General features: G+C 49.3%; 32 protein-coding genes. 5 read left to right on the forward strand and 27 right to left on the reverse strand.

What is annotated here, in order from left to right; all coding sequences use genetic code 11:
• Nucleotides 1-27 precede the first annotated feature (27 nt).
• From FYJ65_RS04820 to FYJ65_RS04880, 13 genes are all read right to left on the reverse strand, one after another.
• Nucleotides 28-231, reverse strand: a complete 204-nt coding sequence (locus FYJ65_RS04820) for a hypothetical protein (protein ID WP_154554227.1) — start codon at nt 229-231, stop codon at nt 28-30.
• Nucleotides 232-241: 10 nt separating this feature from the next.
• Nucleotides 242-571 carry a DUF1064 domain-containing protein gene (locus tag FYJ65_RS04825; RefSeq protein ID WP_154554228.1) on the reverse strand — a complete coding sequence of 110 codons (330 nt, stop codon included), beginning with the start codon at nt 569-571 and terminating at the stop codon, nt 242-244.
• On the reverse strand, nt 555-1,004 hold the full coding sequence (locus tag FYJ65_RS04830) for a hypothetical protein (protein WP_154554229.1): 450 nt from the start codon (nt 1,002-1,004) through the stop codon (nt 555-557). Before FYJ65_RS04830 ends, FYJ65_RS04825 begins: the two co-directional genes overlap by 17 nt.
• A 53-nt stretch (nt 1,005-1,057) precedes the next feature.
• Nucleotides 1,058-1,531, reverse strand: a complete 474-nt coding sequence (locus tag FYJ65_RS04835) for a single-stranded DNA-binding protein (protein WP_154554230.1) — start codon at nt 1,529-1,531, stop codon at nt 1,058-1,060.
• A 14-nt stretch (nt 1,532-1,545) separates the two neighbouring features.
• Nucleotides 1,546-2,427, reverse strand: coding sequence for a recombinase RecT (locus FYJ65_RS04840; protein WP_154554231.1), 882 nt, complete (start codon nt 2,425-2,427; stop codon nt 1,546-1,548).
• A 14-nt stretch (nt 2,428-2,441) separates the two neighbouring features.
• On the reverse strand, nt 2,442-3,293 hold the full coding sequence (locus FYJ65_RS04845; protein WP_154554232.1) for a DUF1351 domain-containing protein: 852 nt from the start codon (nt 3,291-3,293) through the stop codon (nt 2,442-2,444).
• Between the two features lie 20 nt (nt 3,294-3,313).
• Nucleotides 3,314-3,964, reverse strand: coding sequence for a YqaJ viral recombinase family nuclease (locus tag FYJ65_RS04850; protein ID WP_154554233.1), 651 nt, complete (start codon nt 3,962-3,964; stop codon nt 3,314-3,316).
• 101 nt (nt 3,965-4,065) lie between these two features.
• Entirely contained in the window at nt 4,066-4,305 is a 240-nt protein-coding gene (locus tag FYJ65_RS04855; RefSeq protein ID WP_154554234.1) for a hypothetical protein, read from the reverse strand.
• Nucleotides 4,306-4,316: 11 nt separating this feature from the next.
• Complete coding sequence (locus FYJ65_RS04860; protein ID WP_154554235.1) at nt 4,317-4,679, reverse strand: hypothetical protein; 363 nt, start codon at nt 4,677-4,679, stop codon at nt 4,317-4,319.
• Nucleotides 4,672-4,869 carry a MerR family transcriptional regulator gene (locus FYJ65_RS04865; RefSeq protein ID WP_154554236.1) on the reverse strand — a complete coding sequence of 66 codons (198 nt, stop codon included), beginning with the start codon at nt 4,867-4,869 and terminating at the stop codon, nt 4,672-4,674. Before FYJ65_RS04865 ends, FYJ65_RS04860 begins: the two co-directional genes overlap by 8 nt.
• 251 nt (nt 4,870-5,120) lie before the next feature.
• Nucleotides 5,121-5,549 (reverse strand): hypothetical protein, encoded by a 429-nt coding sequence (locus tag FYJ65_RS04870; protein WP_154554237.1) that lies wholly within the window; start codon nt 5,547-5,549, stop codon nt 5,121-5,123.
• 5 nt (nt 5,550-5,554) lie between these two features.
• On the reverse strand, nt 5,555-5,944 hold the full coding sequence (locus FYJ65_RS04875) for a hypothetical protein (RefSeq protein ID WP_154554238.1): 390 nt from the start codon (nt 5,942-5,944) through the stop codon (nt 5,555-5,557).
• Between the two features lie 29 nt (nt 5,945-5,973).
• Nucleotides 5,974-6,177: a helix-turn-helix transcriptional regulator gene (locus FYJ65_RS04880; protein ID WP_154554239.1), complete on the reverse strand. Its 204-nt coding sequence runs from the start codon at nt 6,175-6,177 to the stop codon at nt 5,974-5,976.
• Nucleotides 6,178-6,367: 190 nt separating this feature from the next.
• Here FYJ65_RS04880 and FYJ65_RS04885 point away from each other — a divergent pair, with 190 nt between their 5' ends.
• From FYJ65_RS04885 to FYJ65_RS04895, 3 genes are all read left to right on the forward strand, one after another.
• Nucleotides 6,368-7,036 carry a LexA family protein gene (locus FYJ65_RS04885; protein ID WP_154554240.1) on the forward strand — a complete coding sequence of 223 codons (669 nt, stop codon included), beginning with the start codon at nt 6,368-6,370 and terminating at the stop codon, nt 7,034-7,036.
• Between the two features lie 42 nt (nt 7,037-7,078).
• Nucleotides 7,079-8,251 (forward strand): tyrosine-type recombinase/integrase, encoded by a 1,173-nt coding sequence (locus FYJ65_RS04890; RefSeq protein ID WP_154554241.1) that lies wholly within the window; start codon nt 7,079-7,081, stop codon nt 8,249-8,251.
• A 273-nt stretch (nt 8,252-8,524) separates the two neighbouring features.
• Complete coding sequence (locus FYJ65_RS04895) at nt 8,525-9,274, forward strand: N-acetylmuramoyl-L-alanine amidase family protein (RefSeq protein ID WP_154554242.1); 750 nt, start codon at nt 8,525-8,527, stop codon at nt 9,272-9,274.
• A 56-nt stretch (nt 9,275-9,330) separates the two neighbouring features.
• On the opposite strand, the gene FYJ65_RS04900 is transcribed toward FYJ65_RS04895, so the two are convergent.
• The 11 genes from FYJ65_RS04900 to FYJ65_RS04950 form a co-directional block, all read right to left on the reverse strand.
• Nucleotides 9,331-9,756: an aspartate carbamoyltransferase regulatory subunit gene (locus FYJ65_RS04900; RefSeq protein ID WP_154554243.1), complete on the reverse strand. Its 426-nt coding sequence runs from the start codon at nt 9,754-9,756 to the stop codon at nt 9,331-9,333.
• On the reverse strand, nt 9,756-10,682 hold the full coding sequence (gene pyrB / locus FYJ65_RS04905) for an aspartate carbamoyltransferase (protein ID WP_154554244.1): 927 nt from the start codon (nt 10,680-10,682) through the stop codon (nt 9,756-9,758). The genes FYJ65_RS04900 and pyrB overlap by 1 nt, the downstream gene beginning before the upstream one ends.
• Nucleotides 10,664-11,272 (reverse strand): orotate phosphoribosyltransferase, encoded by a 609-nt coding sequence (gene pyrE / locus FYJ65_RS04910; protein ID WP_154554245.1) that lies wholly within the window; start codon nt 11,270-11,272, stop codon nt 10,664-10,666. The genes pyrB and pyrE overlap by 19 nt, the downstream gene beginning before the upstream one ends.
• A complete protein-coding gene (gene pyrF / locus FYJ65_RS04915) occupies nt 11,265-11,978 on the reverse strand; it encodes an orotidine-5'-phosphate decarboxylase (RefSeq protein ID WP_154554246.1) in 714 nt (237 codons plus the stop codon). The genes pyrE and pyrF overlap by 8 nt, the downstream gene beginning before the upstream one ends.
• A 2-nt stretch (nt 11,979-11,980) precedes the next feature.
• Nucleotides 11,981-12,898 (reverse strand): dihydroorotate dehydrogenase, encoded by a 918-nt coding sequence (locus FYJ65_RS04920; protein WP_154554247.1) that lies wholly within the window; start codon nt 12,896-12,898, stop codon nt 11,981-11,983.
• Nucleotides 12,883-13,614 carry a dihydroorotate dehydrogenase electron transfer subunit gene (locus FYJ65_RS04925; protein ID WP_154554248.1) on the reverse strand — a complete coding sequence of 244 codons (732 nt, stop codon included), beginning with the start codon at nt 13,612-13,614 and terminating at the stop codon, nt 12,883-12,885. The genes FYJ65_RS04920 and FYJ65_RS04925 overlap by 16 nt, the downstream gene beginning before the upstream one ends.
• Before the next feature lie 3 nt (nt 13,615-13,617).
• Nucleotides 13,618-14,829 carry a dihydroorotase gene (locus FYJ65_RS04930; RefSeq protein ID WP_154554249.1) on the reverse strand — a complete coding sequence of 404 codons (1,212 nt, stop codon included), beginning with the start codon at nt 14,827-14,829 and terminating at the stop codon, nt 13,618-13,620.
• 28 nt (nt 14,830-14,857) lie between these two features.
• Nucleotides 14,858-15,664 (reverse strand): RDD family protein, encoded by an 807-nt coding sequence (locus tag FYJ65_RS04935; protein WP_154554250.1) that lies wholly within the window; start codon nt 15,662-15,664, stop codon nt 14,858-14,860.
• A gap of 154 nt (nt 15,665-15,818) precedes the next feature.
• A complete protein-coding gene (gene nifU / locus FYJ65_RS04940; protein WP_154554251.1) occupies nt 15,819-16,235 on the reverse strand; it encodes a Fe-S cluster assembly scaffold protein NifU in 417 nt (138 codons plus the stop codon).
• Nucleotides 16,225-17,415, reverse strand: a complete 1,191-nt coding sequence (locus FYJ65_RS04945) for a cysteine desulfurase family protein (RefSeq protein WP_154554252.1) — start codon at nt 17,413-17,415, stop codon at nt 16,225-16,227. Before FYJ65_RS04945 ends, nifU begins: the two co-directional genes overlap by 11 nt.
• 102 nt (nt 17,416-17,517) lie before the next feature.
• On the reverse strand, nt 17,518-17,952 hold the full coding sequence (locus FYJ65_RS04950; RefSeq protein WP_154554253.1) for an RrF2 family transcriptional regulator: 435 nt from the start codon (nt 17,950-17,952) through the stop codon (nt 17,518-17,520).
• 132 nt (nt 17,953-18,084) lie between these two features.
• On the opposite strand from FYJ65_RS04950, the gene FYJ65_RS04955 reads away from it, so the two are divergent.
• Nucleotides 18,085-19,149 carry a WG repeat-containing protein gene (locus tag FYJ65_RS04955; protein WP_154554254.1) on the forward strand — a complete coding sequence of 355 codons (1,065 nt, stop codon included), beginning with the start codon at nt 18,085-18,087 and terminating at the stop codon, nt 19,147-19,149.
• On the opposite strand, the gene FYJ65_RS04960 is transcribed toward FYJ65_RS04955, so the two are convergent.
• Nucleotides 19,144-20,895: an ABC transporter ATP-binding protein gene (locus FYJ65_RS04960; RefSeq protein WP_154554255.1), complete on the reverse strand. Its 1,752-nt coding sequence runs from the start codon at nt 20,893-20,895 to the stop codon at nt 19,144-19,146. The two genes, FYJ65_RS04955 and FYJ65_RS04960, sit on opposite strands and share 6 nt — an antisense overlap.
• A 158-nt stretch (nt 20,896-21,053) precedes the next feature.
• Between FYJ65_RS04960 and FYJ65_RS04965 the strand changes: the two genes are divergently transcribed.
• Nucleotides 21,054-21,953, forward strand: coding sequence for a YitT family protein (locus FYJ65_RS04965; RefSeq protein WP_206157313.1), 900 nt, complete (start codon nt 21,054-21,056; stop codon nt 21,951-21,953).
• A gap of 747 nt (nt 21,954-22,700) precedes the next feature.
• Here the strand turns inward: FYJ65_RS04965 and FYJ65_RS04970 are convergent.
• Together FYJ65_RS04970 and FYJ65_RS04975 are read right to left on the reverse strand one after the other, a co-directional pair.
• The gene (locus tag FYJ65_RS04970) at nt 22,701-23,378 is read right to left on the reverse strand and encodes a hypothetical protein (RefSeq protein ID WP_154554256.1); all 678 of its coding nucleotides are present in this window, start codon (nt 23,376-23,378) and stop codon (nt 22,701-22,703) included.
• A 65-nt stretch (nt 23,379-23,443) separates the two neighbouring features.
• Entirely contained in the window at nt 23,444-26,767 is a 3,324-nt protein-coding gene (locus FYJ65_RS04975; RefSeq protein WP_154554257.1) for a DEAD/DEAH box helicase family protein, read from the reverse strand.
• Between the last annotated feature and the right edge of the window lie 223 nt (nt 26,768-26,990).

A 26,990-nucleotide genomic window follows, 5' to 3' on the forward strand; every position in this document is an offset into this window, starting at 1 on the left:
CCCCTTTCTTGATAATAAAACTCTATACTAGCATTCCTTCCGTTCTGCAGAGAACAGCAATGAGATGCCCTCTGCACCGAAACAATCTTTGCACAGCTTCTCGCACATTCTGCAGATATCCAAATATGCCTCCACACATGCGAACTTGTCCTCTGAATTCAGCACCTTCTTGGCCAATGCCTTGATTTCTGCAACGTCTTTACAGAACGCACGAACACTTACTTTATTCATCCCGTTCCTCCTAAATTTCCCGAATCCGGATGCCATGCACATGCAGCATCAATTTTCGCTTGATGATATACTCCTTCGTCCGATATCCTTTAACGTCCTCTACGACAGTCTCACCGCCCTCTGTATAGACGAAATCAGCCTTGTACGAGCATTCACGTTCAATTACCTTCCCGGTCTCTTTACTCCGCTGAGACGGAATAAGCACATATTTAACCTGTGTCCGCAGGTCATGAATTGCCCCCGCTCTTTCGAGCAGAAGCAATTCACTGTACCGATTCGCCTCCTTCTTCGAATCGAAGGTATGGCCGTTCACTATGGTTTTTCTATTGTGATACTTCATCGGTGTCCTCCACCAATTCGCAGTAATTCCAGTGCTCGATGTAGCCGCTCCCTGTTACGCTCGTCGCACCATCAGCAAATACCGCATAGTTATGCCCATCCCGGTAACCAAAAGGTTTCTCGTCGAACCTATTAAAATACCGCAGTAACCACTCGCCGTTCTCGTCGTCCCGTACCCGCACCAGTGTATCCACCGGCACATTGACCCAATCTGTAGGCGGTTCGACATATACCCCATCCTGCCAGAACGCAAACATCTTCGAGCAATCTGCGCAATCCAGTTTGTCGCAGAATTCATCAATTTTTCTGCTGTCAACGAGTTCCGGAATCACAATATCGTGCATAAAAGAGCACAATGAACTGCTGATGATTGCCGTTAGAATTTCATCGCTGTATTTTTCCCGATTTTTCATTTTCCCTCCCACGTTGCGCATGGGAATGCGCAATATTAATATTCTTATTCTTTATCTTATTCTGTTGCGTGACATTAAAATGGGATATCATCATCAACGGCTTGGAATGCATCAGGGAAGCTTTCCTTGTCGCCAAATGAAACCTGCTCCGGAGCTCGTGCCCTCTGCTGCTGACCGTTCTGGCGGCTATTGTTCCCATTAGCAGCGCGGTTTGGTTCTCCATCGTTGTTGCTTCTGGATCCAAGAAACTCCACACGGTTCGCGATGACGTCAGTGGTGTACACCGTCTGACCTGTATCGTCTTGGTAGCTTCCGGTCTGAATTCTCCCGCTTATGGCCGCCTGACTGCCCTTCTTCAGGTATCTATCAACCGCTTCGGCCTGCTTCCCGAATACAGTGATTCGGATGAAGTCCGCCTGACGCTCCTGTCCGGAAGCCACCGGTCTGTCAATTGCCAGCGTGAAACGTGCTACGGCAGTCTGAGTATTCGGTGTATAGCGAAGCTCCGGATCCTTTGTTAATCTCCCGATTAAAATTACGTTATTCATGGCTCACCTTCTCACTAACCGAACAGCGCCTGCTGTACTGCATTGGCGTTATTCTTGCCCGGGTCTTCTGCGGATTCATCGCTATCAACCTCTACAGCTGCTACATGGTCACCTACTACATCGCCATGGCCACTAGAGTCGATGTTGTCCACGTAACTGACATGGCCATTAGAATCAATCACGCCCATGTCAGCCTCATATGCCTTCTGAAAGTCGATGGACATTACACCCCACTTACTAATCAGCTGACGCAGCATCGTCTTGATAGCCATGGAATCAAAATCCTTTTCCCAGAAGGTGTATCCCTTTCTTGCCTTGTAGCCTTGCGAATAGGTCTCTGCATGAGCCACCATCTTCTCTTTGGACCAATACAGCGTTTTCTTGAATCCGTTGAGATATTCGAACATTGCATAGTAGCCAACTGTTGGGGCCTTCTCTCGTTCCGAATCGTCTTCAATCAGCTGCACCTCGATTTCTTCATTCAGCGCATCGTAGCGAATCAGCTCGCCTTCTTTGATGGCCAGCGCGTTGAGCTTCTTGTACTGCCCCGATCTAATCGCCAGCTGAATATAGCCTTTATAACCGAGCTGGAACTGTGCAACCTTACAGCCCCGCTTCCGGTCGTTGAATGGAACGAGATAGTACTGTCCAAGCTGCGGAGACGGTGAGAGCTGCAGCGTCTCCCCCAGGAGCCCCGCCGAAAGAATCGTCGAAGCATCGCATTCCTGCAAAGATGGATTAATGCTCACAGCGCTTGTAATCGCCGTAACGAATCCCGCTGCTCTTTTTGGGTCCCCCAGCGTATTATTAATGAGTCGCTTGTAGCCGTCCGATTGGATTGCAACAGAGAATTTCTGCTGCTGATTTCTATTGGTCAATGAATTGCTAACTGCCATTTTGTGCCTCCCTTCTATGCGATTGGTCTGAACTGAATTCCTTCTTCCTCGAAGAAGTGTTTAAGCTTGTAAGCCTGTTCCGTGGTCATGCACGCCTCGAATCTGATCCATGTTGCGGATGCATCTGCAGGTTCCGGATCCGGCTCAATCATTGCCACAGGTTCAGCCGGTGTAATCACTTCCGGTTCAATTTCCGCCTGTCTAATCTCGGCTTCTTTCTCCGCTGCCTCCGCTGCAGCCTTCCGCATTGCTTCTTCCTGTTTCCGCCTCTGAATGTCCGCAAGGCGCTGCCCCTCTGCAATGGCTCTGTTCACATCGAGCGTATTCTTATAAACCTCCACCGCTTCAAACGCAAATTCAGTAAGGCTGTTCAGCGTGGTGAGCTCGGTGTTAATCTGAGTCAAGCGCTCTGTGATGGCGTCCTGCACCTGCTTCAAGCTGAAGGTTACGTTAAGCCAACGGTTATCGAAGATCATGTTGCATGAGAGCCATTCCGGATGATCCGATTCCTCCCAAATTGCTTTAATCTGATCCAGCTTCTCCGCCTTTCGCTTTTCGTCGTAGGCTTTTACCTGAGAATCAATCAGTTGCACAGGCTCATTTACAATAGCCACAAGCTCCTTAATCTGCTTCTCAAAATCCTCATACGGCTGCAAGCACTGTTTCTTGACGTCCTTCCGCTTGTCCTCCAGGACCTTAATGAACTTGTTCAGCGTGGCCTTATCAGCCTTCGCCTCCTTGATAGTGTCTTCGGTGTACACCATATTCTTGTACAGTTCAGCCTTCGCAGTGATTTCCTCCTTCAGCTCCGCAAAGTTGAATTGAATCACCTTCGGAAACTGCACCTCTTGCATTTTAAGTTCCATTCTCGTTCTGTTTCTCCTTTCTAAAGCTCCGGCAAAATCAGTGCCGGCATTGTGTCATTGATTACGTGCTGCCAAAACTCATGTTCCTTCTCTCGCAGATAGTCGATTTCGCCGATTACATCCTCTCGTTCGATGTGGTAGTGTTTTGTCTTACACCAGCGGTTATCATCGATGTCATATTTAAGCTGCGCCTTCAGGACCACGAAATCGAACTCTGTGACCATCAGGTAATGCATCACCTGCACGTAATAGTTATCCGGGATTTTATCGCCATCCCATTCGGCTGCCTTAATGGCGCTTGAGATGTCCGATGTCTTAATCTCAAGAATGCCTTTGCGGCCATTTTCATCTTCCAGCCACCCGTCCAGTGATGCGTGTGCCCATGGAAACCTATCATTCCGCCACATATTCCCGTCTTGGTAGAAAACCTTGTATTCCGGGAAATCCAGAGCGAAAAGGTCTCGCAGAGGCTGTTCGGCTTCATTTCCGTAGCGCACATAAGGCTTATCCGAAATATCTTCCTGCTGCCGTCTGCCGGTCTTCAGCTCCCACAGCTGCACATTGGTTCGCCATGGGTTCAATCCGATGATGGATGCAGCATCAGATCCGCCGATTCGTGTTCTGTGCTGAAGCCATTCTTCATGGCTCCCGAACGTTGTCATCTTTACCATGCCGCACCTACCCAATCAGCAAGCCGAGGAACATTCCCCAGCAGAAAGCACCAATAATGATGCCCATTACCTCGTCACGCAAATCTGCATGTGTTTCTGTTCTAGTCTTCATTTTCTTCTTCCTTTTCGTTACCGAACATCAGATATTCAATGTTCGCTTCTGTAGCACCCAGCTCTGCGAGCTCCTTACCACGTTTCTCAAGTACTCGAAGATTATACATATACTGCCGCCTCCTGTTCTTGATTCGGGTTTCTTGCTTTGCCAGTTTCACATCATCGGAATTCAGCAATCTGCTAATTTCCTCTTCCACCTGTTCATCCGTCAGGAATTCACGCTTCATTCCGCATCTCCTTAATTAAACGTCTCTTTCAGGTCCTCAAGTTCGCTCTTCAGCCATTCCAGCATTCCATCCAGGTCATCGGCTTCCAGTACTGTTGCCTTTACAGTTCCTTTTTTCGCGGAGGCCTTTCCCTCTGCCTGCGCCGATTCTTTCTCTGCTTCCGGTTCCTCATCCACTTCAGAATTGTCTGCATTGAATTCATCATCGGATTCTACAAGTTTTGCCACGATTTTGGCCACGTTGATTGCGGCGTGCAGTTCTTCCACCGTGAACGGAGTGTTCTTCAGCAATGCCTCTACAGTTCCAACAAAATCTAATAAAAGGTCCAGTAAAGTTCCGTCGATTTTCGTCATTCCGTTTTTTGTCTTAATCATTTTGATATTCTCCTTCCGTAAATACTCCTGCATACTCTTTCAGTTTTCCTGGATAAATAACGTATTTGTAGTTTTTGTTGTGTTCGTCCATCTTGAATGCAACACCGAACGGGAAAACTCCCTTCTGCAACCCGATTCGGATTGTTGTCGGTGTTACACCAAGCAATCTTGCAGCTTCAGCAACTTTCATGTGGTTCACCTCACTTTCGTGATTGGTAATATTATTCCTGATGGCACGTATTCGCCTACCAATCTTTGCCGCCGTTATTTTGTATATCTCTGCACTCAATTAAAAAGAAGCGTTCTTTATCCAATAATGGTTGCTTTTGTAACTACTTTGATAACTAATGCAGCCATAAAGTAGTGAGTACCGAAACAACAACGCTTACAATTGTGACTGTGAAAAGCTCTAGGATTTTCCGGCGCCTTTTTCGCTTGTCATTAACCTTCATGACGTGCCTCCTCTTCTGGTTCGCCATCGCCCCAGTCTTTCCGGAACTGTTTAGCTTCCCAATCATCCCAGAACTGTTCAGCAGTCTTTTTCGTGAACCCCGGCTTCGGGATCCCCTGCTGAATTCTGTAAAAAGTTGCCACCGCACCGTTCGCAATCGCAGTCATGATGTCCTCCACCGCGACCGTAGGATTGGATGTGCGTTCATAAATGTTGTGCGCAAGCAGGTAGATGTTCAATGTTGCCGGCGAAGCGGAATGTGGGGAAGTGAAAACAAGTGCTTTAAACATATTGTCGAACTCTTTATTGCTCCCCTTGTCAAACCACCCGCGCTCTCTGCACAAGTCTCGAATTCTACTGGCTCGCCACACCTTTGTTTCCTTGATGCGCGTACCGTCTGCTAAATAAATCTCTCCCATTGTGCCTAGCCTCTTTCCGCTTCTTCGTTCAGTGACTCTTCCAGTGCAGATGCGAGGAATCCGGTATAGATGTCGATGATTTTCTCTGTGTCGTCGTTCATCTTATCGATGACAAGGCTAATCATCACATCGAGGATTCCGTCAATCCGCTCATGAATGGCTTCACATCTTCCGGGTTTGTCACCCCATTTTTCGCCATCCGCAAATGGTGCTGCAGCGGTTACCCGAACGAATGTCTCCAGTCCATGGTGCGTTAACACATCAATCTCGACTTTTGCTTTGCACTCGTTCTTACTCCCTTTCTGCTCCGTGGTGAAATGGATGTTCTTTTCAATCCTCTTGATTTCGTTCACATTCACCAGGTCGCCGCTAGTCAGTTTCAAGAATTTAATCATTTTTACCTCCCTCTCCATAGTTTTAGCTTTTAGCTAATTTCATCTTCAAAAAAAATACCATCCATTGGCGTATTGTACAGGCGACACAGCTTCACAAACTGTGAAAGCTTAGGAGACGTCGTACCATTCTCCCAGTTACGAACGGTAGATAGCGCGACATGCATGTTATCAGCAACGTCCTGCTGTGTGTATCCTGCGTTCACTCGTGCGGCCTTTAGCGTTAGTTTTGGCATCTATAATCACCTCTCTTTCGTCCATTATTAGCTATTGGCTAATTATCGTTTTCTATATGTTACTATCATCATGACATTTTGTCAATAGCTCATGGCTAATTTTTGAATAGTTATCATTTACTTTTTGGCTAATACAGTGTAAAATTTAAACGTATCAACAACTGAATTATTTAATTATTGGAGAAAACATATGGATAATAATAAAGAATGGACGATGGACGTTTTTACTGCAAACTTACGTCACTACATGGACTTGCATAAACGAAGTCAAAAAGAAGTCGCTGAAGCTGTTGGAGTATCTGCTCCAACTTTCCACGATTGGCTAAAAGGGAACAAAATGCCACGAATGAAAAATGTGCAGAAGCTTGCTGACTATTTTGGCATTGCGTTATCCGACCTAATAGAAGAAAAACCAAAGGCAGAGCAGCGGAAGCTTCCGCCGAACATCATCACGCCTGCAGCACATCCGATTCCTGTTCTCGGAACGATATGCGCAGGCGACGGAACCGTTGCAGAGGAAAACTTCTCGGGCCAGTTCTTCGTAGACTCCAGTATCCATGCAGATTATGCCCTCCGTGTTACTGGGGATAGCATGATTGAAGCAGAAATCTATAATGGCGATATGGCATTTCTTCGCAAAGAGTTCGATTTCCGTGCCGGCTGGATCTATGCAGTAGTCCATGGCATAGATAGAGAAGCCTCCCTCAAAAAAGTCTACCGGCAGGAAGATAAGCTGATTCTCCAACCTTGCAACTCCGATTACGCTCCTATTGTCGCAGACCAACAAGATTGCTACATCGTCGGCGAGCTTGTTGGTGTATATCATGCTTACTCCGATATGATCGATATGATTAAATAACAGGTACGCCTGGCACTAAACCATGAGAAAGGAGGTAACACAATGAGAAACCCTAACGGCTACGGGTGCATCCGGAAGCTCTCCGGGAAAAGGAAACGCCCCTATGGAGTATACATTACAACTGAGTTCACGATTGCCCCGTCAGTGCCCGATATCGGCTTTCTGGCGGGGATTCTTACACCCGATCTATATAATCAAGTAGAAAAACAATACGAGGCTTATAAGGGCAAACAGATACCTCAGGCGAGGCAGAAACAGAAGTGTATTGGCTACTACGAGACGAGGCCGGATGCCATGATTGCACTGGCAGAGTACAATAAGAATCCTTTCGACATCGACAAGCGGAACACCACATTTGGACAGATATACGAAATCCTGCTGAAAGAGAAATTCAACAAGATGAAAACATCTACAAGAGCAACATATGTTACCGCATACAGATACTGCGATTCCATCGCCAACATTCGGATGGTGGACCTCCGGAAGGCACACATGCAGAAAATCGTTGATGATAATTCAGACAAGTCCAAATCGACACTGAATAATCTGCTGAAGCTCTTCCATGCTGTTTATAAGTTCGCGATAGAGAATGATATCTGCGAAAAGAATTATTCGGAATTTGTTACGGCAGAATCTGAGAAAGCAGCAAGACAAAAGGAGCCATTTAGCCGCGAAGAAATTGAAACCCTATGGGATAATATTAACTGGGTTTGCAACCCGAAAAAGCCTAAAACAACCAGTGGTAAGCCTTACATTGATATGGTGCTCATTCACATCTATACCGGAATACGACCGGGCGAACTATTCAAGCTCAAGAAGTGCGACGTTCATCTTGAAGAACGTTGGATAGATGTGAGAGGCACGAAAACGAAAGCGGCGAAGAGGATAGTCCCGATCCACAAAAAAATACTGCCGCTGCTGGAAAAACGGATGCATGGAGAGAGTGAATATCTGTTTACATCCGGATCCGGGAAACCATTCGAAAGCACAGTGTACCGAAACAGTTTTTTTGAACCTATGTGCAGCCACTTCGGAATGAACCATACCCCGCATGAGTGCCGGCACACGTTCGCGACTTTCGCAACAGCTTCCAACATGAACAAAGTGCTGATTAAAAAAATTATCGGGCACTCTTCCGGAGACTTGACAGAAGACGTTTATACACACGCATTCATTGAGGATTTGGTCGAAGAAATCGACAAAATGAATATATAAATTTGTTACTTGTTTGTTACTTGTAGCATGAAAAACGACCTGTTTTTTGCCACTTTTCGAAGGAATACAAAAAGGATGTAACCATTGAAATCAATGCGTTTCACGATGGTTTACATCCTCTTTCTTTTCCATAGGCGATTATACAGAATATATTATATCATTTTTGACATCATATGCAACTCGGGTTTTACCGAGAATCCTTGAAACCGTCACCGAATCAAGTTACAATATACGTACTGATTTTTCATAAAAAAATACTTCAAGGGAGCGTTTATGTCCGTACAGATTACCGACGACGAAATCCGGCAGATTATTCTCCGGAGAAAGCAAAAAGAAAAAGAGCGAAAAAGAAGAAAGAAACGAATTGCTTTAGCCATCTGCCTGGTTTTCCTTGCCGGAATTCTGGGCTTTTCCTTCAGCACCGGCGGCGGCATCTTCACTTTGTTCCAGACCCGCGGCGTCATCTTTATCGATGCGGGACACGGCGGTGAGGATCCCGGCGCAGAGGCTTTGGGACGCAAGGAAAAGAATGACACCCTGGAGCTGGCCTTGAAGGTTCGGAAATACCTCCGGCGAAAACGCTTTAAAGTGGTGATGTCCCGAACGGATGACGTGAACGTGGACCGCCCGGAGCGAGCTGAGATGGCCAACGAGGCAGAAGCTAAGCTGATGGTTTCCCTCCACCGGAACCAGTCCGACGGAGAAGGTCAAGGTGTGGAGGCCTGGATTCACTCCGGAGGGAATTCCTCTGCCACCCTTCTGGCGGACAACATACTCCGCAATCTGGAGAAAGAAGGCTTTACCTACCGAAAAATCGGCACCGGCACATTACCGGATGCTTCTGACAATTATTCCGAGAATCGATACTCCTCCATGCCGTCCTGCATCATTGAGGTGGGATTCATTTCCAATGAATCCGATAACCAACGCTTTGACAGCAACCTGTCCGGCAATGCCAAGGCCATTGCCAACGGCATTGAAACCACCTACGAAACCCTTTACGAAAAGGACTCGGAAGAATAACTCCAATCGAAAACCCGGAAATCCACCGCATCTGCAATGGATTTCCGGGTCTGCTTTTATCTCTTCGCTACGTGCTCCGTATCGCAGTACTCACAGCGATACACTCTCCGCTCCGGATCCACCAGGCGGAACCGCTGCGGCACACCTCGTTCGATGGATGTGATGCATCTCGGATTCTTGCACTGAATGACGTTTGTCAGTCGTTCCGGCAACGCCATATGCTTCTTGTCCACCATCTTTCCGTCCTTCACGATATTCACCGTGATGTTCGGGTCCACATAACCCAGCACATCGAAGTCCAGATCAATGAGCTGATCGATTTTGATGATGTCCTTCTTGCCGTATTTTCCGCTCCGTGCGTTCTGAATCACCGCAACAGAACAATCCAGATTCTCCAGTTCCAGAAGTTGATAGATCAGCAGGGATTTGCCTGCCTGGATATGATCCAAAACAATTCCGGTGCTTACACCGTCAATATTCATCACATTTCCTCCTTCCATCTAAGCAGCGTTGCAATCAGAGCTTTCCGAACGTCTTTGCCGTTCCGAACCTGTTTGAAGTACACCGCTCTCGGATCCCGGTCCACATCCACGGAAATCTCGTTAATACGAGGCAGCGGATGCATTACGATCATCTTTTCCTTGGCCAATTTCATTTTAGCCCGGTCCAGAACGTAGGTATCTCTCAAACGAATATAATCCTCTTCGTTGAAGAAACGCTCCTGCTGAACACGGGTCATGTAGAGAACATCCAGATCCGGAATCGCATCCTCCAGACTGGTGGTCTCCGTCCATTTTATGCCGGCTTCCGTCATACTTTCCTTGTTGTATTTCGGAAGCTTCAGCTCATCCGGCGAGATGAGAACGATTTCCACCCCTTCGAAACGAAGCAGGGCTTCAATCAGAGAGTGTACCGTCCGGCCGAACTTCAGGTCTCCGCAGAATCCGATTCGAATATTATCGATTCGGCCGAATTCCTTCCGAATGGTGAACAGGTCCGTCAGCGTCTGAGTCGGATGGAAGTGTCCGCCGTCACCCGCGTTGATGACCGGAACGCTGCAGGCATTGGATGCCACCAGCGCCGCACCTTCCTTCGGGTGTCTCATCGCAATGATGTCTGCGTAGCACTCGATAACCTTTACGGTATCGCTGACACTTTCGCCCTTGGACGCCGAGCTGCTGTTTGCCGAGGCGAAACCGATCACATTACCGCCCAGTTCCAGCATCGCCGATTCGAAACTCAGTCTCGTCCGGGTACTCGGTTCATAGAATAACGTAGCGATTTTCTTATGGGCGCATTCCTCGTAATACTTCTCCGGATGCGCAACCATGTCGTCTGCCAGATCCAGAATCTCGCCAACTTCTTCCTGGGTCAGGTCCGTAATGTTGATTAGATCTCTCTTAGCCATGAAATGATTCCCTCTCCTTCATCTGCCTGAATGTAACCTTCTTCTACCGCTGTGTCAATCATGGTCTCCACGCTGCACAGGCTGTATTTCTCCACATTCGCTTCCGCAAACTTCTCGTCTGCCTTTTTGGTGTTGTAGGTAAAAATACTGATTACGCCAAGGACATCTGCTCCGGCTTCTCTCAGAGCTTCTACGACCTCGATGGAGGAACCGCCGGTGGAAATCAGGTCTTCAATAACGACCACCTTATCTCCCTTTTCCAGCTTTCCTTCAATTCTATTGTTCCGGCCATGGGTTTTTGCGCTGCCGCGAACATAACCCATCGGCATATCCAGAATATGTGCGGCGATTGCAGCGTGTGCAATTCCGGCGGTGCTGGTTCCCATCAGCTTCTCGCATTCCGGATATTTTTCTTTTACCACTCTGGCCATCTCATTCTCTACGGTGTTCCGAACTTCCGGATCCGTCAGAACCAGACGGTTGTCGCAGTAGATCGGGCTCTTGATTCCGCTGGCCCAAGTGAAGGGTTCGTTCGGTCTCAGAAAAACAGCCTGAATCTTCAACAGACCTTTTGCAATTTCCTTACTCATTTCCCATGTCCTCCTTACATCTCGCATATGCAGCGACCGGGTCGGCTGCCTTTGTAATACTTCTTCCAATAACCAAATAGTCCGATCCCAAAGCTTTGGCCTTTGCCGGCGTTGCCACACGGCTTTGGTCTCCCTTGGCATCTCCTGCCAGACGAATTCCAGGTGTAATCGTCCGGAAATTGGAAGCCACCCGCTCATGAATCATCGGGGATTCCCAGGCGGAGCAAACTACTCCGTCCAGACCGGCTTTCCGAGCATTTTCTGCATAGTGAACCACCACGTCTTCCATCTCACCGTTCACCAGAAGTTCCTGATGCATCATCTCCTCATCGGTGGAGGTGAGCTGAGTTACGGCAATCAGCATCGGAATCTCCGAGCCGCCCCGCTCCTGAACGCCTTCCATCAGACCTTCTTTCGCGGCCTGCATCATCTTGATGCCGCCGGCGGCGTGAACGTTGGTCATATCCACACCCAGTCTCGCCAGTACTTTCATGGCGCTTTTCACGGTGTTCGGAATATCGTGAAGCTTCAGGTCCAGGAAAATCCGATGGCCCCGCTTCTTGATTTCTTCGATGATGGACGGACCTTCGCTGTAATACAGCTCCATGCCCACCTTTACAAATACCGGCTCTTGGAACCGATCCAAGAATTCCAGTGCTTTCTGTCCTGTTGGAAAATCCAACGCAATCATAATTGTTGGTGTCATCTCTATACTACTCCTCTGATTTCTTCCAGGTTACGGATACCCAGTTCCTTCATTCTTTTCGGCAGCGCATCGATGGTCTTCTGGCACGTCCACGGATCCACCAGATTGGCGGAACCGATTTCGATGCCCGTCGCGCCCGCCATAATCATTTCCAGCACATCGTCGGCACAGGAAATTCCGCCGATTCCGATAATCGGCAATTTGCATGCGTGGTACACTTCGTTCACCATGCGCATCGCAATCGGGCGAATCGCCGGACCGGACAGGCCGGCATACGTCTTGGACGTAATGGTCTTCCGAGTCTTCAAGTCAATCCGCATAGCCTTGAAGTTATTAATCAAGCTGATGCCGTCGGCACCGCCGCTTTCGCACGCCTTCGCAATCTCGGTGATATCCAGCACATTTGGAGTCAGCTTCATAAAAATAGGTTTTTTTGTCACGTCCCGAACCGCCCGTGTAATCTCTTCCGACAGCTTCGGATTCGAACCGAAGGCGGAACCGCCGTGATCCACATTCGGACAGCTGATATTGATTTCCAGAATCTCCACCTGCTCTTCCCGGTCCACCTTCGCGGCAACCTCCCGGTACTCATCCACGCTGAAACCGCTGATATTCGCAACAATCGGTCCCCGGTAAATCTTCCGAAGCTCCGGCAGATCCACTTCCCGGAAATGCTCCAACCCCGGATTCTGAAGGCCGATGGAATTCAGCATTCCGCTGGTGCATTCCGCAATTCGCGGCAGCTCGTTTCCGTAGCGCGGTTCCTTCGTAATACTTTTGGTTACCAGGGCACCCAGCTTGTTCAGGTCAAAGACATCCTTGTATTCCTGACCGTAGCCAAAGGTTCCGCTGGCCGGCATCACCGGATTCTGCAGCCGAACACCGGCGAGTTCTATGCTCATATCTACAGGGTTTCCCATAGCAGCACCTCCTTATCAAATACCGGGCCTTCCTTGCACACCCGCTGGGATCCTACTTTTGTCTGAATCGAACAGCCCATGCAAGCGCCGAAGCCGCAGCCCATGCGCGCTTCCAAGCTGAACTGGCCCTTCCGAACCTTTCCGTCCAGCGCCTGAAGCATCTTCAGCGGTCCGCAGGCACAGGCGTAATCCAAAGTGTCGAAGGCATCGGTGACGAAGCCCTTCTGTCCGTAAGAACCATCCGCCGTCATCACCGTAATGTCGTCCGTAAAATTCTTAAATTCATCTACCAGGAAAACCTCGTTGGCCGTATTAAAACCAAGGATCACCCGACATTTTTTTCCGGCAATGACCAGGCTCTTGGCCAGTCCCAGCATCGGCGGAATTCCGATACCGCCCCCAATCAAAGTGCATCCGTCCGGAATGGTGTCCACATCGTAACCGTTTCCCAGACCGGTGAGAGAGGAAATCTTCTCTCCCGGTTCCATCCGGCTCAACTTTTTCGTTCCGTCTCCAACCACCTTATAAATCAGAACGTAGCGATCGCTGTCGTAGGAGCTGACGGAAATCGGTCTCCGCAGGAATTTCTCCGGAACCTCCAGCATGGCGAACTGCCCCGGAGCCGTGAACGCGCACTCCGGCGTCTCCAGCGTCATTTTATAGATGCCGTCCGCCAGCATCTGGTTTTCCAAAATCGTGCTTTTATCTCTCTTCATATTCTATACCTCGTAGACAATCTTTCCGTTCCAGAAGGTCATCTGCGTCTTCCCGTATACCGTCCAGCCATCAAACGGCGTGCACTTGCCCATAGACAAGAACCGGCTGCTGTCCAGAACGTACGGGTTCTCCAGATCCATCACTACGTAATCGTCGCCCATCGGAAGTCCGAAGCGTTTCCGCGGTACGATTGCCATCATTTCCACCAGACGCTCCAAAGTCATCACCCCCGGACGCACCAGTCCGGTGTACAGAACCGGGAACGCGCATTCCAATCCGGTGATTCCGTTCAGGCTCTTTTCAAAACCCTTGGTCTTCTCTTCCGCACTGTGGGGTGCGTGATCCGTCGCAATCATATCCACCGTGCCGTCCAGCGCACCTTCAATCATGGCTTTCCGGTCTTCCGGATCCTTGATCGGCGGGTTCATCTTGAAACGGCCGCCGGCCTCCGAATTCTCCGCAATGCCCTTTCGCACATCTTCGGTATCCAGCACCAGGTAGTGGGGAGCGGTTTCGCAGGTGACGTTCACGCCGCTTTTCTTCGCATCCCGAATCACTTCCACGCTTTCCTTGCAGGAAATATGGCATACGTGGTATCCGCAGCCGGTTTCATCCGCCAGCTTCAGATCTCGCTCAATCTGCCGCCATTCGCTTTCCCGCACTTTACCTTCCCGAAGAAGGGATTCATCTTCGCAATGTGCCACGATCAGCTTGTTCAGGCTCTTTGCCACGTTCATGGCCTCCCGCATCAAGCCGTCATCCTGCACGCCCTTGCCGTCATCGGAAAAGGCCAGCACGTGATTCGCCATACCTTCCATATCCGAAAGAGTTCCGGTACCGGACTGATCCTTGGTAATGGTACCGTATGGGATTACTTGAATCACCGCATCCCGATCGATGATTTCCTGCTGCACCCGGAGAGAGTCCATATCGCAAGGTGCCGGCTTCAGGTTCGGCATGGTGCCCACCACCGTGTATCCGCCTCTGGCTCCGGCCAAGCTTCCCTGCCGGATGGTCTCCTTGTATCCGAATCCCGGTTCTCTGAAATGGACATGCACATCACAGAAAGATGGCAAAATAAAAGAGTTATCGAGTTCGATAACTCTCTTTTCGTCACAATCATTCATATTGGTAACATCGCTAATTTCAAAAGAACCGTTATCCGTCAGTGCTCCGTCTTTATACAGTTTTCCGCCTCTGAGTACTGTCTTCATGTTACCTCCTTAATATAAACCTAGTAGATTATAGCACTTTTTCTTCTTCTTGTGTAGAAGTAAAATCAGGTTCTGTCAGGTTTTTTTCAGGTTCCGGCGTTTCCGGAATTTCCACCGATTCGTCCGGCATTTCCGGCGTTGCAACCCGCTCCGCCTCCGGGGCTGCCGGCTTCACTGCGTTTTGCAAATTCTGCAGGATCTCCATTCTCGAATCATCGGCTTCCGTCGGCGCCTGCATCACAGTTTCCTCCGGAGCGTGAACCGGTTCCTGTGCCGCTTCCGAAGCGTCTCCGCCGCTGGGATTGTCTTCCGTAAAGTCCACAAACGTCTTCTGCGGAACCGACGGCTTCTCATCAATTACATACGTATCCAGAATTTTGTCGTGCCAACCGCGGTTGTATTTATCGATCAGAATCCAGATGTAACCCAGCCACAGGACCGACGAGGATGCCTTTTTTACGATAATTTCCCGCAAAAGCATTTTCGCAAATCCAACGGGACGACCGGTTCGGGCATCCACTACTCTCAAGCCCAGAATGGCCTTGCCGATGGTCTGGGAACGGGAGAAGAAATACAGTTCTGCGCCCAAGAAAATCAGCATCAAAACGATAATTACGGATGGGTACGATACCCCGCCCGTCACGTAAGGCTGATTGTTGTAGTAGGATCCGTATTCGGAGAGGCTGTTCATGGCATCCTGAATCAGACTCATTATGCCGCTGACAACCTGTCCAAAGAATATAATGGTGATGAAAGCCACCGGCACCGAATCAATCAGGCCTGCACCGAATCTCTTTCCTCTCGTCGCCAATTTCATTACGCGTTTCTGTGACATATTAATTTACCTCGTTTTCTTTAAACTCCCAAACATCGCCACACATTTCTAAATATTGTAGCACAGACTGCCGGCGGCAATGTGAATCCTATCTAAAAAACAAAAGCCTGCAGCCGATATCAATCCCGACTGCAGGTCTTTATCTAATCATTAATTACTCTTCGTGTGGCTTGAAATCCTTGATCTCCTCCGGAAGTTCCAAACCCTTTCTGGTGTAGTAATCAACCAGTGCGGATTTGATTGCTTCTTCTGCCAGTACGGAGCAGTGAATCTTTCTTGCAGGAAGTCCATCCAACGCTTCCACTACGGCCTTATTGGACAGCTCCAGCGCTTCCTGAACGGTTTTGCCCTTGATCAGCTCGGTAGCCATGGAGCTGGTGGCGATGGCGGAACCGCATCCGAAGGTCTTGAACTTGCAATCCACGATAACGTCATTCTCAATCTTGAGGTACATCTTCATGATGTCGCCACAGACCGGGTTTCCAACTTCACCGACGCCGTCTGCATCTTCGATTTCACCAACGTTTCTCGGATTTTTGAAATGATCCATTACCTTTTCGCTATATAACATGTTCTCTTTCTCCCTTCTCTAACTCTTCCCAAAATGGGGACATCTTTCTGTAAAGCGCCACAATCTCGTGCACCTTCTCGATGATGTAATCTACTTCTTCTTCTGTATTCTCTTCATTCAGGCTGAAACGCAGGGAACCGTGAGCCGCCTCTACCGGAACGCCCATTCCCATCAGCACGTGGCTCGGATCCAAGGACTCACTGGTACATGCGGATCCGGAGGAACAGCGAATGCCTTCCTCATCCAGCGCCAGAAGCAGGGATTCACCCTCTACGCCTTCGAACGAATAGTTTACATTACCCGGCAGTCTCTTCACCGGATCTCCGTTCAGCTTAGAATGCGGAATATCGCTCAAACCCTGAATCAGACGATCCCGAAGCGCTGCGGTCTTCTTTGCGTTCGCTTCCATGTTGGCAACGCCCTCTTCCAGAGCTGCTGCCAGAGCGGCATTACCCGGAACGTTGCATGTGCCGGCTCTCTTTCCTCTCTCCTGAGCACCGCCTTCAATCACGTTTACCAGACGGATTCCGTTGCGGGCATACAGAACGCCCACGCCCTTCGGTCCGTGGAACTTGTGTGCCGACATGGACAGCATATCGATGTTCATTGCCTGTACATCGATTGGCAGGTGAGCCGCCGCCTGAACCGCATCGGTGTGGAACAGAACGCCCTTTTCCTTGCAGATGGCACCGATTTCCGGAATCGGCTGAATGGCACCCATCTCATTATTGGCGAACATGATGGACACCAGCGCGGTATCTTCGCGAATGGCATCCCGCACCTTATTCACATCTACAATGCCGTTGCTCTCCGGAGCCAGCAGTGTGACTTCAAAGCCTTCCTTCTCCAGCTTCTTCAAAGTATGGAGAATCGCATGGTGCTCGATATTCAAGGATACCAGATGCTTCTTACCCTTGTCCTTCAGCACTCTGGCCGCAGACAGAAGCGCCTGATTATCCGCTTCGCTTCCGCCGGAAGTGAAATAAATTTCATTCGGATTTGCCGCATTGATGGCCTTTGCCACCTTCTCTCTGGACTCCGCCAGCTTCTCTGCGGTAATCTGACCCTCTGTATGGAGGCTGTTCGGGTTGCTGTTGTAATTCTTCAAGCAATCCACCAACGTGTTCATCGCAGTCTCACTGATATATGTGGTCGCTGCGTTATCTGCATATACTCTCATAGAACCCTCCCTCTATAAAATATAGTGTGTGTATTCTTTGTATGTCGAATTAAAAATATCATATAATCCCTATTAAGTCAATAGGAATTAATGAATCCTCACCTATTTTTCAATATCCAGAATCTTCTCTCGGTTTCCGTCCAGCAGATCCTGCAAGGTGATGTTCTCCAGGTAGTTGGAAATCAGCCGATCCAGTCCGATCCACAGAGGAAGCGTAATGCAGCCCTCCGAATTGGCACAATCCACTTCGCTGTTCTTCACGCAGTCCACCGGCGCCAGATTTCCCTCGGTCAACTGAAGGATCTCGTTGATGCTGTACTCCGAAGGTTCTTTTTTCAGCCGATAGCCGCCGTTCTTCCCCCGACAGCTCTTCAGCAGACCGCCCTTGTTCATCATGGCCACCACGATTTCCAGATATTTCAGGGACAATTTCTGCCGCTCCGCCACCTCAGACAGAGAAACGAAACCATCCTCCTGATGTTTTGCCAGGTCCGTCAGCACTACCAGCGCGTATCGGCCCTTTGTCGAAACCATCATCTGTCCATCCTCCTTTCAAACTTACTTAATTAAAATACCACCTGTTCACTAGGAAATCAAGTAATTCCTACTAATTCGATAGAATTTAATTTTTTTGTTAAATATGGTACAATCCCGGTAAGGAGAAATACCATGAATTACGATTACAATCAACTTTTTGCAAAAGAATACTCCGGCTACTCCCGCATCCGACACGGTGCGGAGGAAGCCTTTCGCGCATTGGAGGGATGCCGCCTCACCGCTTGGCGATCCGCTGCTTCTCTGGGAATCCATGCGCTGGAATTCGGTACCAAATCCCTTCTCATCTGGTACAAGGATTCCGATCACTGTAAAATCAGAATCGGTCCGGCTGCCTCGTCCGGCGAACCCTCGGGGCTTTCGTCTTTCGATGGGCTGACGGACTGCGCCGGAATGGAACTCCACGATTTCTATGTGCTGATGGGAGAAGAGCCCATGCTCTGCCTGTCTTTTTCCGATGCCTTCTTCCACCCGGAGAACCGGCTGCTCCGGCAATACATCATTTCATCGGAAGAGGGAGGCTATGGAATTCAGTCCACCGCCGTTCCGGATGAATCCCCCTTCCGCCGAATTTCTACGGAACGGGTTCCCACCACCCGGCACTTCCGCAAAGTAATTCGAAATGAGGAAACCGAGGAGCAGTTCGTTTCCCTGTCAGACGAGGACGGAGGCACCCTCATTCCGCCAATCTATAACGACATCGAACTGTTTTCAACGGAGAAGGAAATCTACCGGACCAGCATTCGAAAGATAATCCCGGGAGGAACGGATTATGACCTTTTCGGGTTGTGCGACGAAACGGGAAAGGAAATCATTCCCTGCATCTACCCGGACCTCTATTACATGGCCAACGGTTTCGTCCTGGTGATGGATTATCGCCACAAATGGTGGGTTCTGGACGAGCAGAACGAAGCCCTATTCGGTCCTCACAATCAGGGCGTGGATATTTACAGCCGCAACCGAGAGTACCTCTACTACATCGAATACAACAAAGATGCCCAATGCGAGGCACTGGGCATCTACAGCGTAGAACTCCGCACCGAGTTAACGGATGCGGATTATATCCGTATTCAATATTTGGGAGACGGCACCTTCCGTGCGCAGAAAATATTCGGTCCCGGCGACGTTCGCACCGTCCTTATGGATCCTTACGGAAAAATCATTCCGGAATCGCTATAGCTCATACATGTGATACATGTGAGCATATATTCCGTCCTTCGCCATCAGCTCATCGTGGCTTCCTTCTTCCTGAATGCCGTTCTCCGTCAGAACGATGATTCGGTCCGCATTCTTGATGGTGGTCAGGCGGTGTGCGATGGTCAGCGTAGTTCTTCCCTTGGCCAGTTCTGCCAGAGAAGACTGCACCAGACGCTCACTTTCGTTATCCAATGCCGAAGTGGCCTCATCTAGAATCAGAATCGGCGGGTTCTTCAGGAACACCCGAGCGATACTGATTCGCTGCTTCTGGCCGCCGGAAAGCTTCGTTCCTCGTTCTCCCACATAGGTGTCGTATCCCTCCGGCATTTCCCGGATGAAATCATCGGCACCGGCTAATTTTGCCGCCGCAATAATTTCTTCCCGAGTGGCACCGGGACGGCCATACTCAATATTTCCCGCAATGGTGTCGGAGAACAGATACACGTCCTGCTGTACCATTCCAATCTGGGAACGGAGAGACTGAATCTTCGCCTTTCGAATATCTACTCCATCCACAGAAATGCTTCCGGATGTAACATCGTAAAAACGCGGAATCAGGTTGCAGAAGGTGGTTTTTCCCGCACCGGAAGGTCCTACCAGCGCGATGTTCTCTCCTGCACGGATATGCAGGTTGATGCGATTCAGGATTTCCTCACTGTCGTTGTAGCGGAAGGATACATCCTTGAAATCCACCTCGCCCTTCAGCGGTCCCAGTGTTACCGCATCCGGCGCATCATCCACTTCTACCGGTTCGTCCATCACTTCCACGAACCTCTCAATTCCGGTAATACCCCGCTGGAACTGTTCTGTGAACTCCACAATCCGGCGGATGGCTTCCAGCAGCATGTTAACATAGAGAAGATATGCGATGAAATCGCCGGCGGTAATGGTGCCTTTAATCAGGGAAATGGATCCCAGCAGCACGATCATCACGTACATCAGCCCGTCAAACATCCGGGTCACGCTGCGGAATCCCGCCATGCTCTTGTATCCGATGCGCTTTGCATCCAGGAACTTGACATTTCCTTCACTGAACTTTTCTTTTTCAATATCCTCGTTAGCAAAGGATTTGGCCACCCGGATTCCCAGCAGGCTGTCCTCCACGTGGGAGTTTACTTCACCCAGCTGGCTCCGCTGCAGCTTGAAGGCGGAACGCATCTTGGTCCGATACTTCATGGCAAAGTAGATCATCAGCGGAATCATGGCGAAAAGCACTAATGTCAGCGGCACATTCACCCGGATCAGTATGATGAACGAAATGATGATTTTAACCGCCGCGATGAAATACTCTTCCGGACAGTGGTGGGCAAATTCCGCAATGTCGAACAGGTCTGTGGTGATTCTGGAAACCAGCTGACCGATTTTGTTCTCACTGTAGTAGGAGTAGGACAGTTCCTGGAAATGGCGGAACAGATCCCGCCGCATGTCCGTCTCGATCAGCGCGCCCATTACGTGGCCCGTGTTCTGCATGTAGTAGTTGGACAGCACGTCCACCCCGCGAAGTACCAGATACAGCGCAGACAAGCGTACCACCATGTTGATGGTGAGGTCGGCCGGATGGTAGGATACCGTGTTGGTGATAAACCGGATGATGACCGGCAGCACCAGGTCGCAAACGCTGGTGAAGGCGGCACAAATCAGGTCAAAAATAAAAATCTTTTTATAAGAGCTGAAGTACGGCATGAACCGCTTCAGCAAATACCCGGTGGGCAGTGTATGGTTTTTCATATTCTTCCTCCTTATCATATTGTAACAAGTTATTGTACACAATCGTTTGGAAAGTTGCAAGAATTATCCGTTCAGTTCTGTTTTTTTTATGGAGATAATGTATAATTGTCATATTTAAGGAATTGTATTTGGAGTGTAATTGGGAAAGGAAGAGGGTCATGAAACCGAATAGCTTGATTCCATCGAAATATCGTCATTTCATCGAGCAGAACGCCTGGATGGTCGGCGGCAATATTCTCTTTGCCATCGGCGTCAATATGATTGTCACCCCGCTGGGACTGTACAATGGGGGTTTTATGGGCCTGGCGCAGCTGCTGCGCCTCCTCTGCGTCAACGTGCTGCACATTCCGGTGCCGGCCGGCTTTGACCTGGTGGGTATCATCTACTTCCTGGAGAACGTGCCGCTGTTCTTCGTCGCCTATAAGGTGGTGGGAAAAGAATTCTGCTTTAAATCCCTGGTGTCCATCGGCATTGCCTCTCTGGCGCTGGCATTGGTTCCCGTGCCGGCCACACCGATCATGCACGATACCCTGGCGGCCTGCTTTGTGGGCGGCGTCATCGCCGGAAGCGGTGCCGGAATGGTAATGCGCGGAGGTTCCTCCGGCGGCGGGCAGGATATCATCGGCGTGTGCATGGCCATTCGCCATCCCAATGCCAAAGTCGGAATTATCAGCATCATCATGAATGTTTTTATCTACGGTGTCTGCCTCTTCATCTTTAATGTGGAAGTGGTCATCTATTCCCTGATCTACACCACGATTCTGGCGGTGTTCCTGGACCGGATGTTCATCCAGAACATCAACGTGCAGGTGATGATTTTCACCAAGAACCCGGGAATCTCCGACGTAATTCTCACCGAGATGGAGCGCGGCGTTACCGACTGGACCGGCCGAGGTGCCTACACGAAAGAGGATTCCTACATCCTGGTGACCATGATTTCCAAGTACGAAATCGAGCGGCTGCTGAGCCTGGTGCGCGGCATCGACCCCCACGCTTTCGTCATCGTGACGGAAGGCACCAAAGTGTACGGGAATTTCCAGAAAAAGCTGACGGATTAATTCTTCGGCAACAGCTTCGTCTCGGGAAAATCCGGCTCCTGTTGGCGCGGATTGACGGTGAAACAAGACTTTGCGGGAAGGCCCACGCCAACAGGGACGGCGCCGGCACGGGAAAATCTGGCTCCTGTTGGCGCGGATCGACGGTAAAACAAGGCCTTGCAGGGAGGCCGACGCCAACACGGGCGGCGCCGTCCCGAATTAGATTCGGGCCGCGTTCACATGAAAAGTGATGCACGGAAGGCGCTCGCCGGCCTTCGTGCATCACTTCATATCATCATAATTCACAAAAGGAAAGAATTGACGACGAACGCTTCATCTTCTCCCGTTCGTCGTCAATTCTAATCATTATCTTGTGACTCCTGCTCTAATTTACATTCTCATCAACAAAAATTGACGACCGCCCCTCGCTTTGGGGTAATCTGTCGTCAATCTAATGCATTCTTCGCGCTCAGGATCTAATTGGAATTCAACGAAGTTTCAAAATCACTTCTTCTCATTCGAATTTCCTGCTTTCAAGACCTCATTCTGCCCTCTCCACCGGGCATTTGACTCTAATCTACCCGACGGCCGCGGGGAAATTGACGACGAACTTCCTTTCTGCCCTCCTTCGTCGTCAATTTCTTCCGATATTCCAAAAACGGCTTGAATTAGAGGCCTTCATGAATCACTATGAGATAGTTCGCAGAAACTATTCTTCCCTTTTTCCTCGATATGAAAAATTATCCAATATCTGCCTCGTCATAATTACTACCACTTCATACATATTTCTTTGATCAGCGAATAACCTTCAGGCCGTTGATCTGAAACACCTATAACGTCTCCAAGCCATTCTCCCGGTTCAGTAACTCTTCCATAACCCATTAAAATTGGCAGTGGATCTCCATAATCATTCTTTGTACGATCCAGAAAAAGCATGTCTGTCTCAGCAAAAGTGTAATAAATCTTCTTTGTGTGGTTAATCGTGAACATACGTCTTTTCGCAGTTTTTAGGAACAATCCTTCATACGGATTATCCAGATCAATCCCGTATTCGTTGAAATGATCAAGCTTACCGTTTTCCCTGTACTCCTCAAGATCATCCTCTATCCATTCACGGACGTCTTTTTCAGCTTCCTTGAACAAGCATGATACGTTTCTGTACGATTCGCAGATCATATCAAAAGCATCCTCCGGATATCCAAATTCTACCGACTGTTCATACAGCGTTTTTATCACTCCGTTTGAAGACTGTTCCGGAACAGAACACTCATCACCAAACCAAAGGACACGGTCGCCCTTCCACTCATCTGTCAACAGACTGTGAAGCGCATGAAGTGGAGTACTATCCTTGTGCATAGATTCGTAAAATTTACTCCCGTAATCAAAGTCCGCCGGACAGATATATTCTTTTTTATCGACATTTACCCACTGATAATATTCGCCCATGATTCACCTCGTCATTCGCTCATGCTTTACCCGAACTGGAAACAGTATTCCTCTGCTCTGTTCAACTACGAGATATCCGCATTCCGGTTGATATCCCGAATCGTGCCCATGATTCCGCTCCACACATCTTGGGAATCTCCGAACAGTTCGATGATATTTCCGCGGTCCGTGAACGGAGAATCCTGGAGAACCGAAACGTCTTTCATGATACCGTTTCGAACGATATATTCCACAATCTGGTTCACGAAGTAGATCTGCCGATCATTCAGGTTCGCATTTTCCAGGTAATCTGCAAATGCCGCTTTGGCCGCATTCATATCCATTCCCACAATTTCACGAACCAGTTCCCCCAGTGGTTTGTCGCCGTACTCCTTCTCGTAATCCTCTTTGGAACCCACCTCGCTCCAAAGTATTTGCTCCAGCTGTTCCACATCCATTTTGGTCAGCGGAATATTGGACTTGAGTTTCCCGATTACCAGGTGATCCGGATGCTGGCGAATGTATACCTCTGCATCGTGACGATAATCCTTCAGGTAATCGTTCTCCAGTTCGCCGCCATCCCATTTCATTTCCAGAATTTCATCTTCAAAATCCGTATGATGTACTTTGATCTTTGGCGGCTGGTAATATATCATCAGCTCCCGAAGGTTCTTCCGAACGGATTCGAAATCGTTCATGTCCGCGTCACTGACCCACTCTGTATCCAGAACCCGGTCAATCCACATTTTCTGAGCTTTTACCGCAGGAATCGTCCCGGCTTCTTTTGCCACACGACCCACACGATTCTGGAGAGACTGAATTCCGGCACTCATCTTCTTCCCTTCCAGATGCGCCAATTCGATGCCGTACATCAGCGAATCAAAGCGAAGAACCCGCGCATCTTCCGTGTCGTCCTGCAGCAGCGGAGCGATTTCTTCCTTAACGTACGACTCGTCTTCATCGGTTATGATTTTGTAATTATCCTTATTTAAATATTTTTCGATATACCGCAAATGCTGTCGCGCCGCAAAACCTTCCTTATTGATTCCCCGGACCTTTTCCAGCATCTCATCCACCAGATTATTTCGAAATGCCATCAACGGCTCCGTCTGGTACTCCAAATTCTGCAGCTTATGAGACAGGGCGAATTTAATCCGGTACAACTGACCCTGCAGCGTTCCGGAATCCTTCACTTCCCGGCCATTTGGATTCAAGCGGAAGAATTCGAAATTTCCACAGAAGTCGAAAATGTAGAAATTCTCCTTGTCCGCACCGTCCAGCAAGCCCTCACACAGCCGTGTCCCCCGGCCGATCATCTGCCAGAATTTCGATTTGCTCATCACCTTCTTGAAAAACACCAGGTTCAGCACTTCCGGCACATCAATTCCCGTATCCAGCATATCCACGGAAATCGCAATCTGCGGCAGCTTCTTCGGATTGGAGAAGGTATCGATGGCCTGCTGCGAATTCTTAATCTGATTGTCGATGACCTCCGCATAGCCGGTCAGCTTCGGATATTCCTCGTTAAATACTTTTAGGATTTCCTCTGCATGCCGATGGTTCTTTGCAAAAATAATGGTCTTGCCGATATCTTTTCCGAAATGAACGCGGTGGCCTTTCGTCATGAGGATGTCCAGCACTTTTCGGATGGTGTCCTTGTTGAACAGCCATTGATTCAGCGCCGAGGAATCGATCTGCTTCGGGATAAAATCCTCATCCTCAAAAGTATCTTCGAATTCGTCTTGCTCTTCCGGGGTAAGATCGTCGTAGTTGATGCCATTCTCCATGAATTGCAGCTTGCTTTCCACAGACACGTAATTCACCAGGTATCCGTCCGTCACCGCCTGAGCCAGTTCGTAGCCATAGGTCGGCTGCCCGGCTTTCAGGTTAAAAACACCGTAGGTATTCTTGTCGATTTCGTCCTTCGGGGTTGCCGTCAAGCCCACCAATGGTGCGTCGAAGTAATTAAAAATATCCCGGTATTTGTTATAAATCGACCGATGGGCCTCATCGCAGATCACCAGGTCGAAATGGCCCGGCGTAAACAATCTTTTGCCATCCTCGTCATTTACCGAATCGATGCAGCCGATCATGGTCTGGTAAGTGGCAAAGACGCAGGCCGCGCCGTAGTTTTCTTTATCCTCACAGAGATTGGTTACCGATAGATTCGGCAGCTGATCGCCGAAGCTTCTTTTAGCCTGAGTGACCAGTGCGGTTCGGTCGGCCAGGAAGAGGACGTTTTTCACCCAACCCTTTCTCTGGAGCACTTCTACCAGGGATATTACGGTTCTGGTTTTTCCCGAACCCGTCGCCATGACCAGCAGCGCCTTCCGCCGGTTCTCTTCGCCCAACGTACGGCAGACTGCTTTTACCGCGGCTTCCTGGTAATACCGGCCGGCAATGTCCCGGCGAATTCGAATATCCGTCAGCGGTTCCCGCATCCGTTGGAGATTGTGAAGCTTCTCCAGATCGCGCTTGGAATAGAATTCCGCAACCGGCCGCTCCGGGTACCGGTTGTCGATGATTCGCATCTCGAAACCGTTGCTCAGGAAGACCACCGGCCTGCGCCCGTATTCTTTCTCCATAATATCCGCATAGAGCCGGGCCTGAATTCGGCCGTTTTCCACGTTGACGCTGGTGCGCTTCGCTTCCACAACTGCCAGCGGCCGGCCGTCATCCCCGTACAGCACGTAATCCGCAAAACCTTCGCCGGAGGCGTTCGGCATTCCTTCCAGCCGCACCTCCTCCAGCCAGTCCTTGCCTTTCGTCCAGCCGGCAGCGGCCAGCATAACGTCGATGTATATTTTTCTCGTTTTGAATTCCGTCAAATCCAGCGGCTTTGGAACATAATTCTCCATCCGCTCTTCCCGTCTCGCACTCAGTTCGTCTTTCAGTGCCCGGTTCTCTTCGATAAGCTTCTGGATGTTCAGTTCGTACTGCTGCGTTTTCTCCTGGGCGAGGGCTTCCTTCTTCTCCAGCTCATTCTCTGCGCCGAGAAGCTCCCGGTGGAAATCCGGCGCATCGTAGGTTCTGGAATAACTGCATGCCACAAAATCCATGAAGTAGAACAGGTTCTCTATTCCCAGCGCCGCCTGTTCATAGGTAATCTGCACGCCGGCATGCGCCGCATTGTTTCCCAGCGCCCGCACATACTGAATCCGCCGCATCAAATCATCCGGCACCAACTCCCGAAAGCGATTGGTATTGATCATCGCAACAAGGGTTTCTTTATATGGCATCCGAAGAAAATGGTCCGCCGTGTACATCCATTTGATGGCAAATTCCATCGCCTTTCTGCACCCGATGGCGCACGCTTCCGGATCGATTCCCAGCAGCCGTTCCGCCCGAACAGCCATATCCGCAAAAGACTTAAATTGTGCATCCTCTTTAAGGAAATCAAAGTTACCCATTGCTTCTCTCCGATAATTATACTAACTGCAGCACCCTCTTCACGGGTGCATTCCAAAGTCATTTCATTATATCGTATTTTCCATCTCCCTGCCAACTGAAGATTCCTGCCAGAATTGCACCACTGTTCCAGTAAACGGGTACCGCAATTCCTGAGATATGGTACCGTTGTTCCTGCAACTGGATACCACATATATAAATCCTTAAAATGAATGTATGCATCTT

Source organism: Mogibacterium kristiansenii, assembly GCF_009695905.1.
Taxonomy (GTDB): Bacteria; Bacillota; Clostridia; order Peptostreptococcales; family Anaerovoracaceae; genus Mogibacterium_A; species Mogibacterium_A kristiansenii.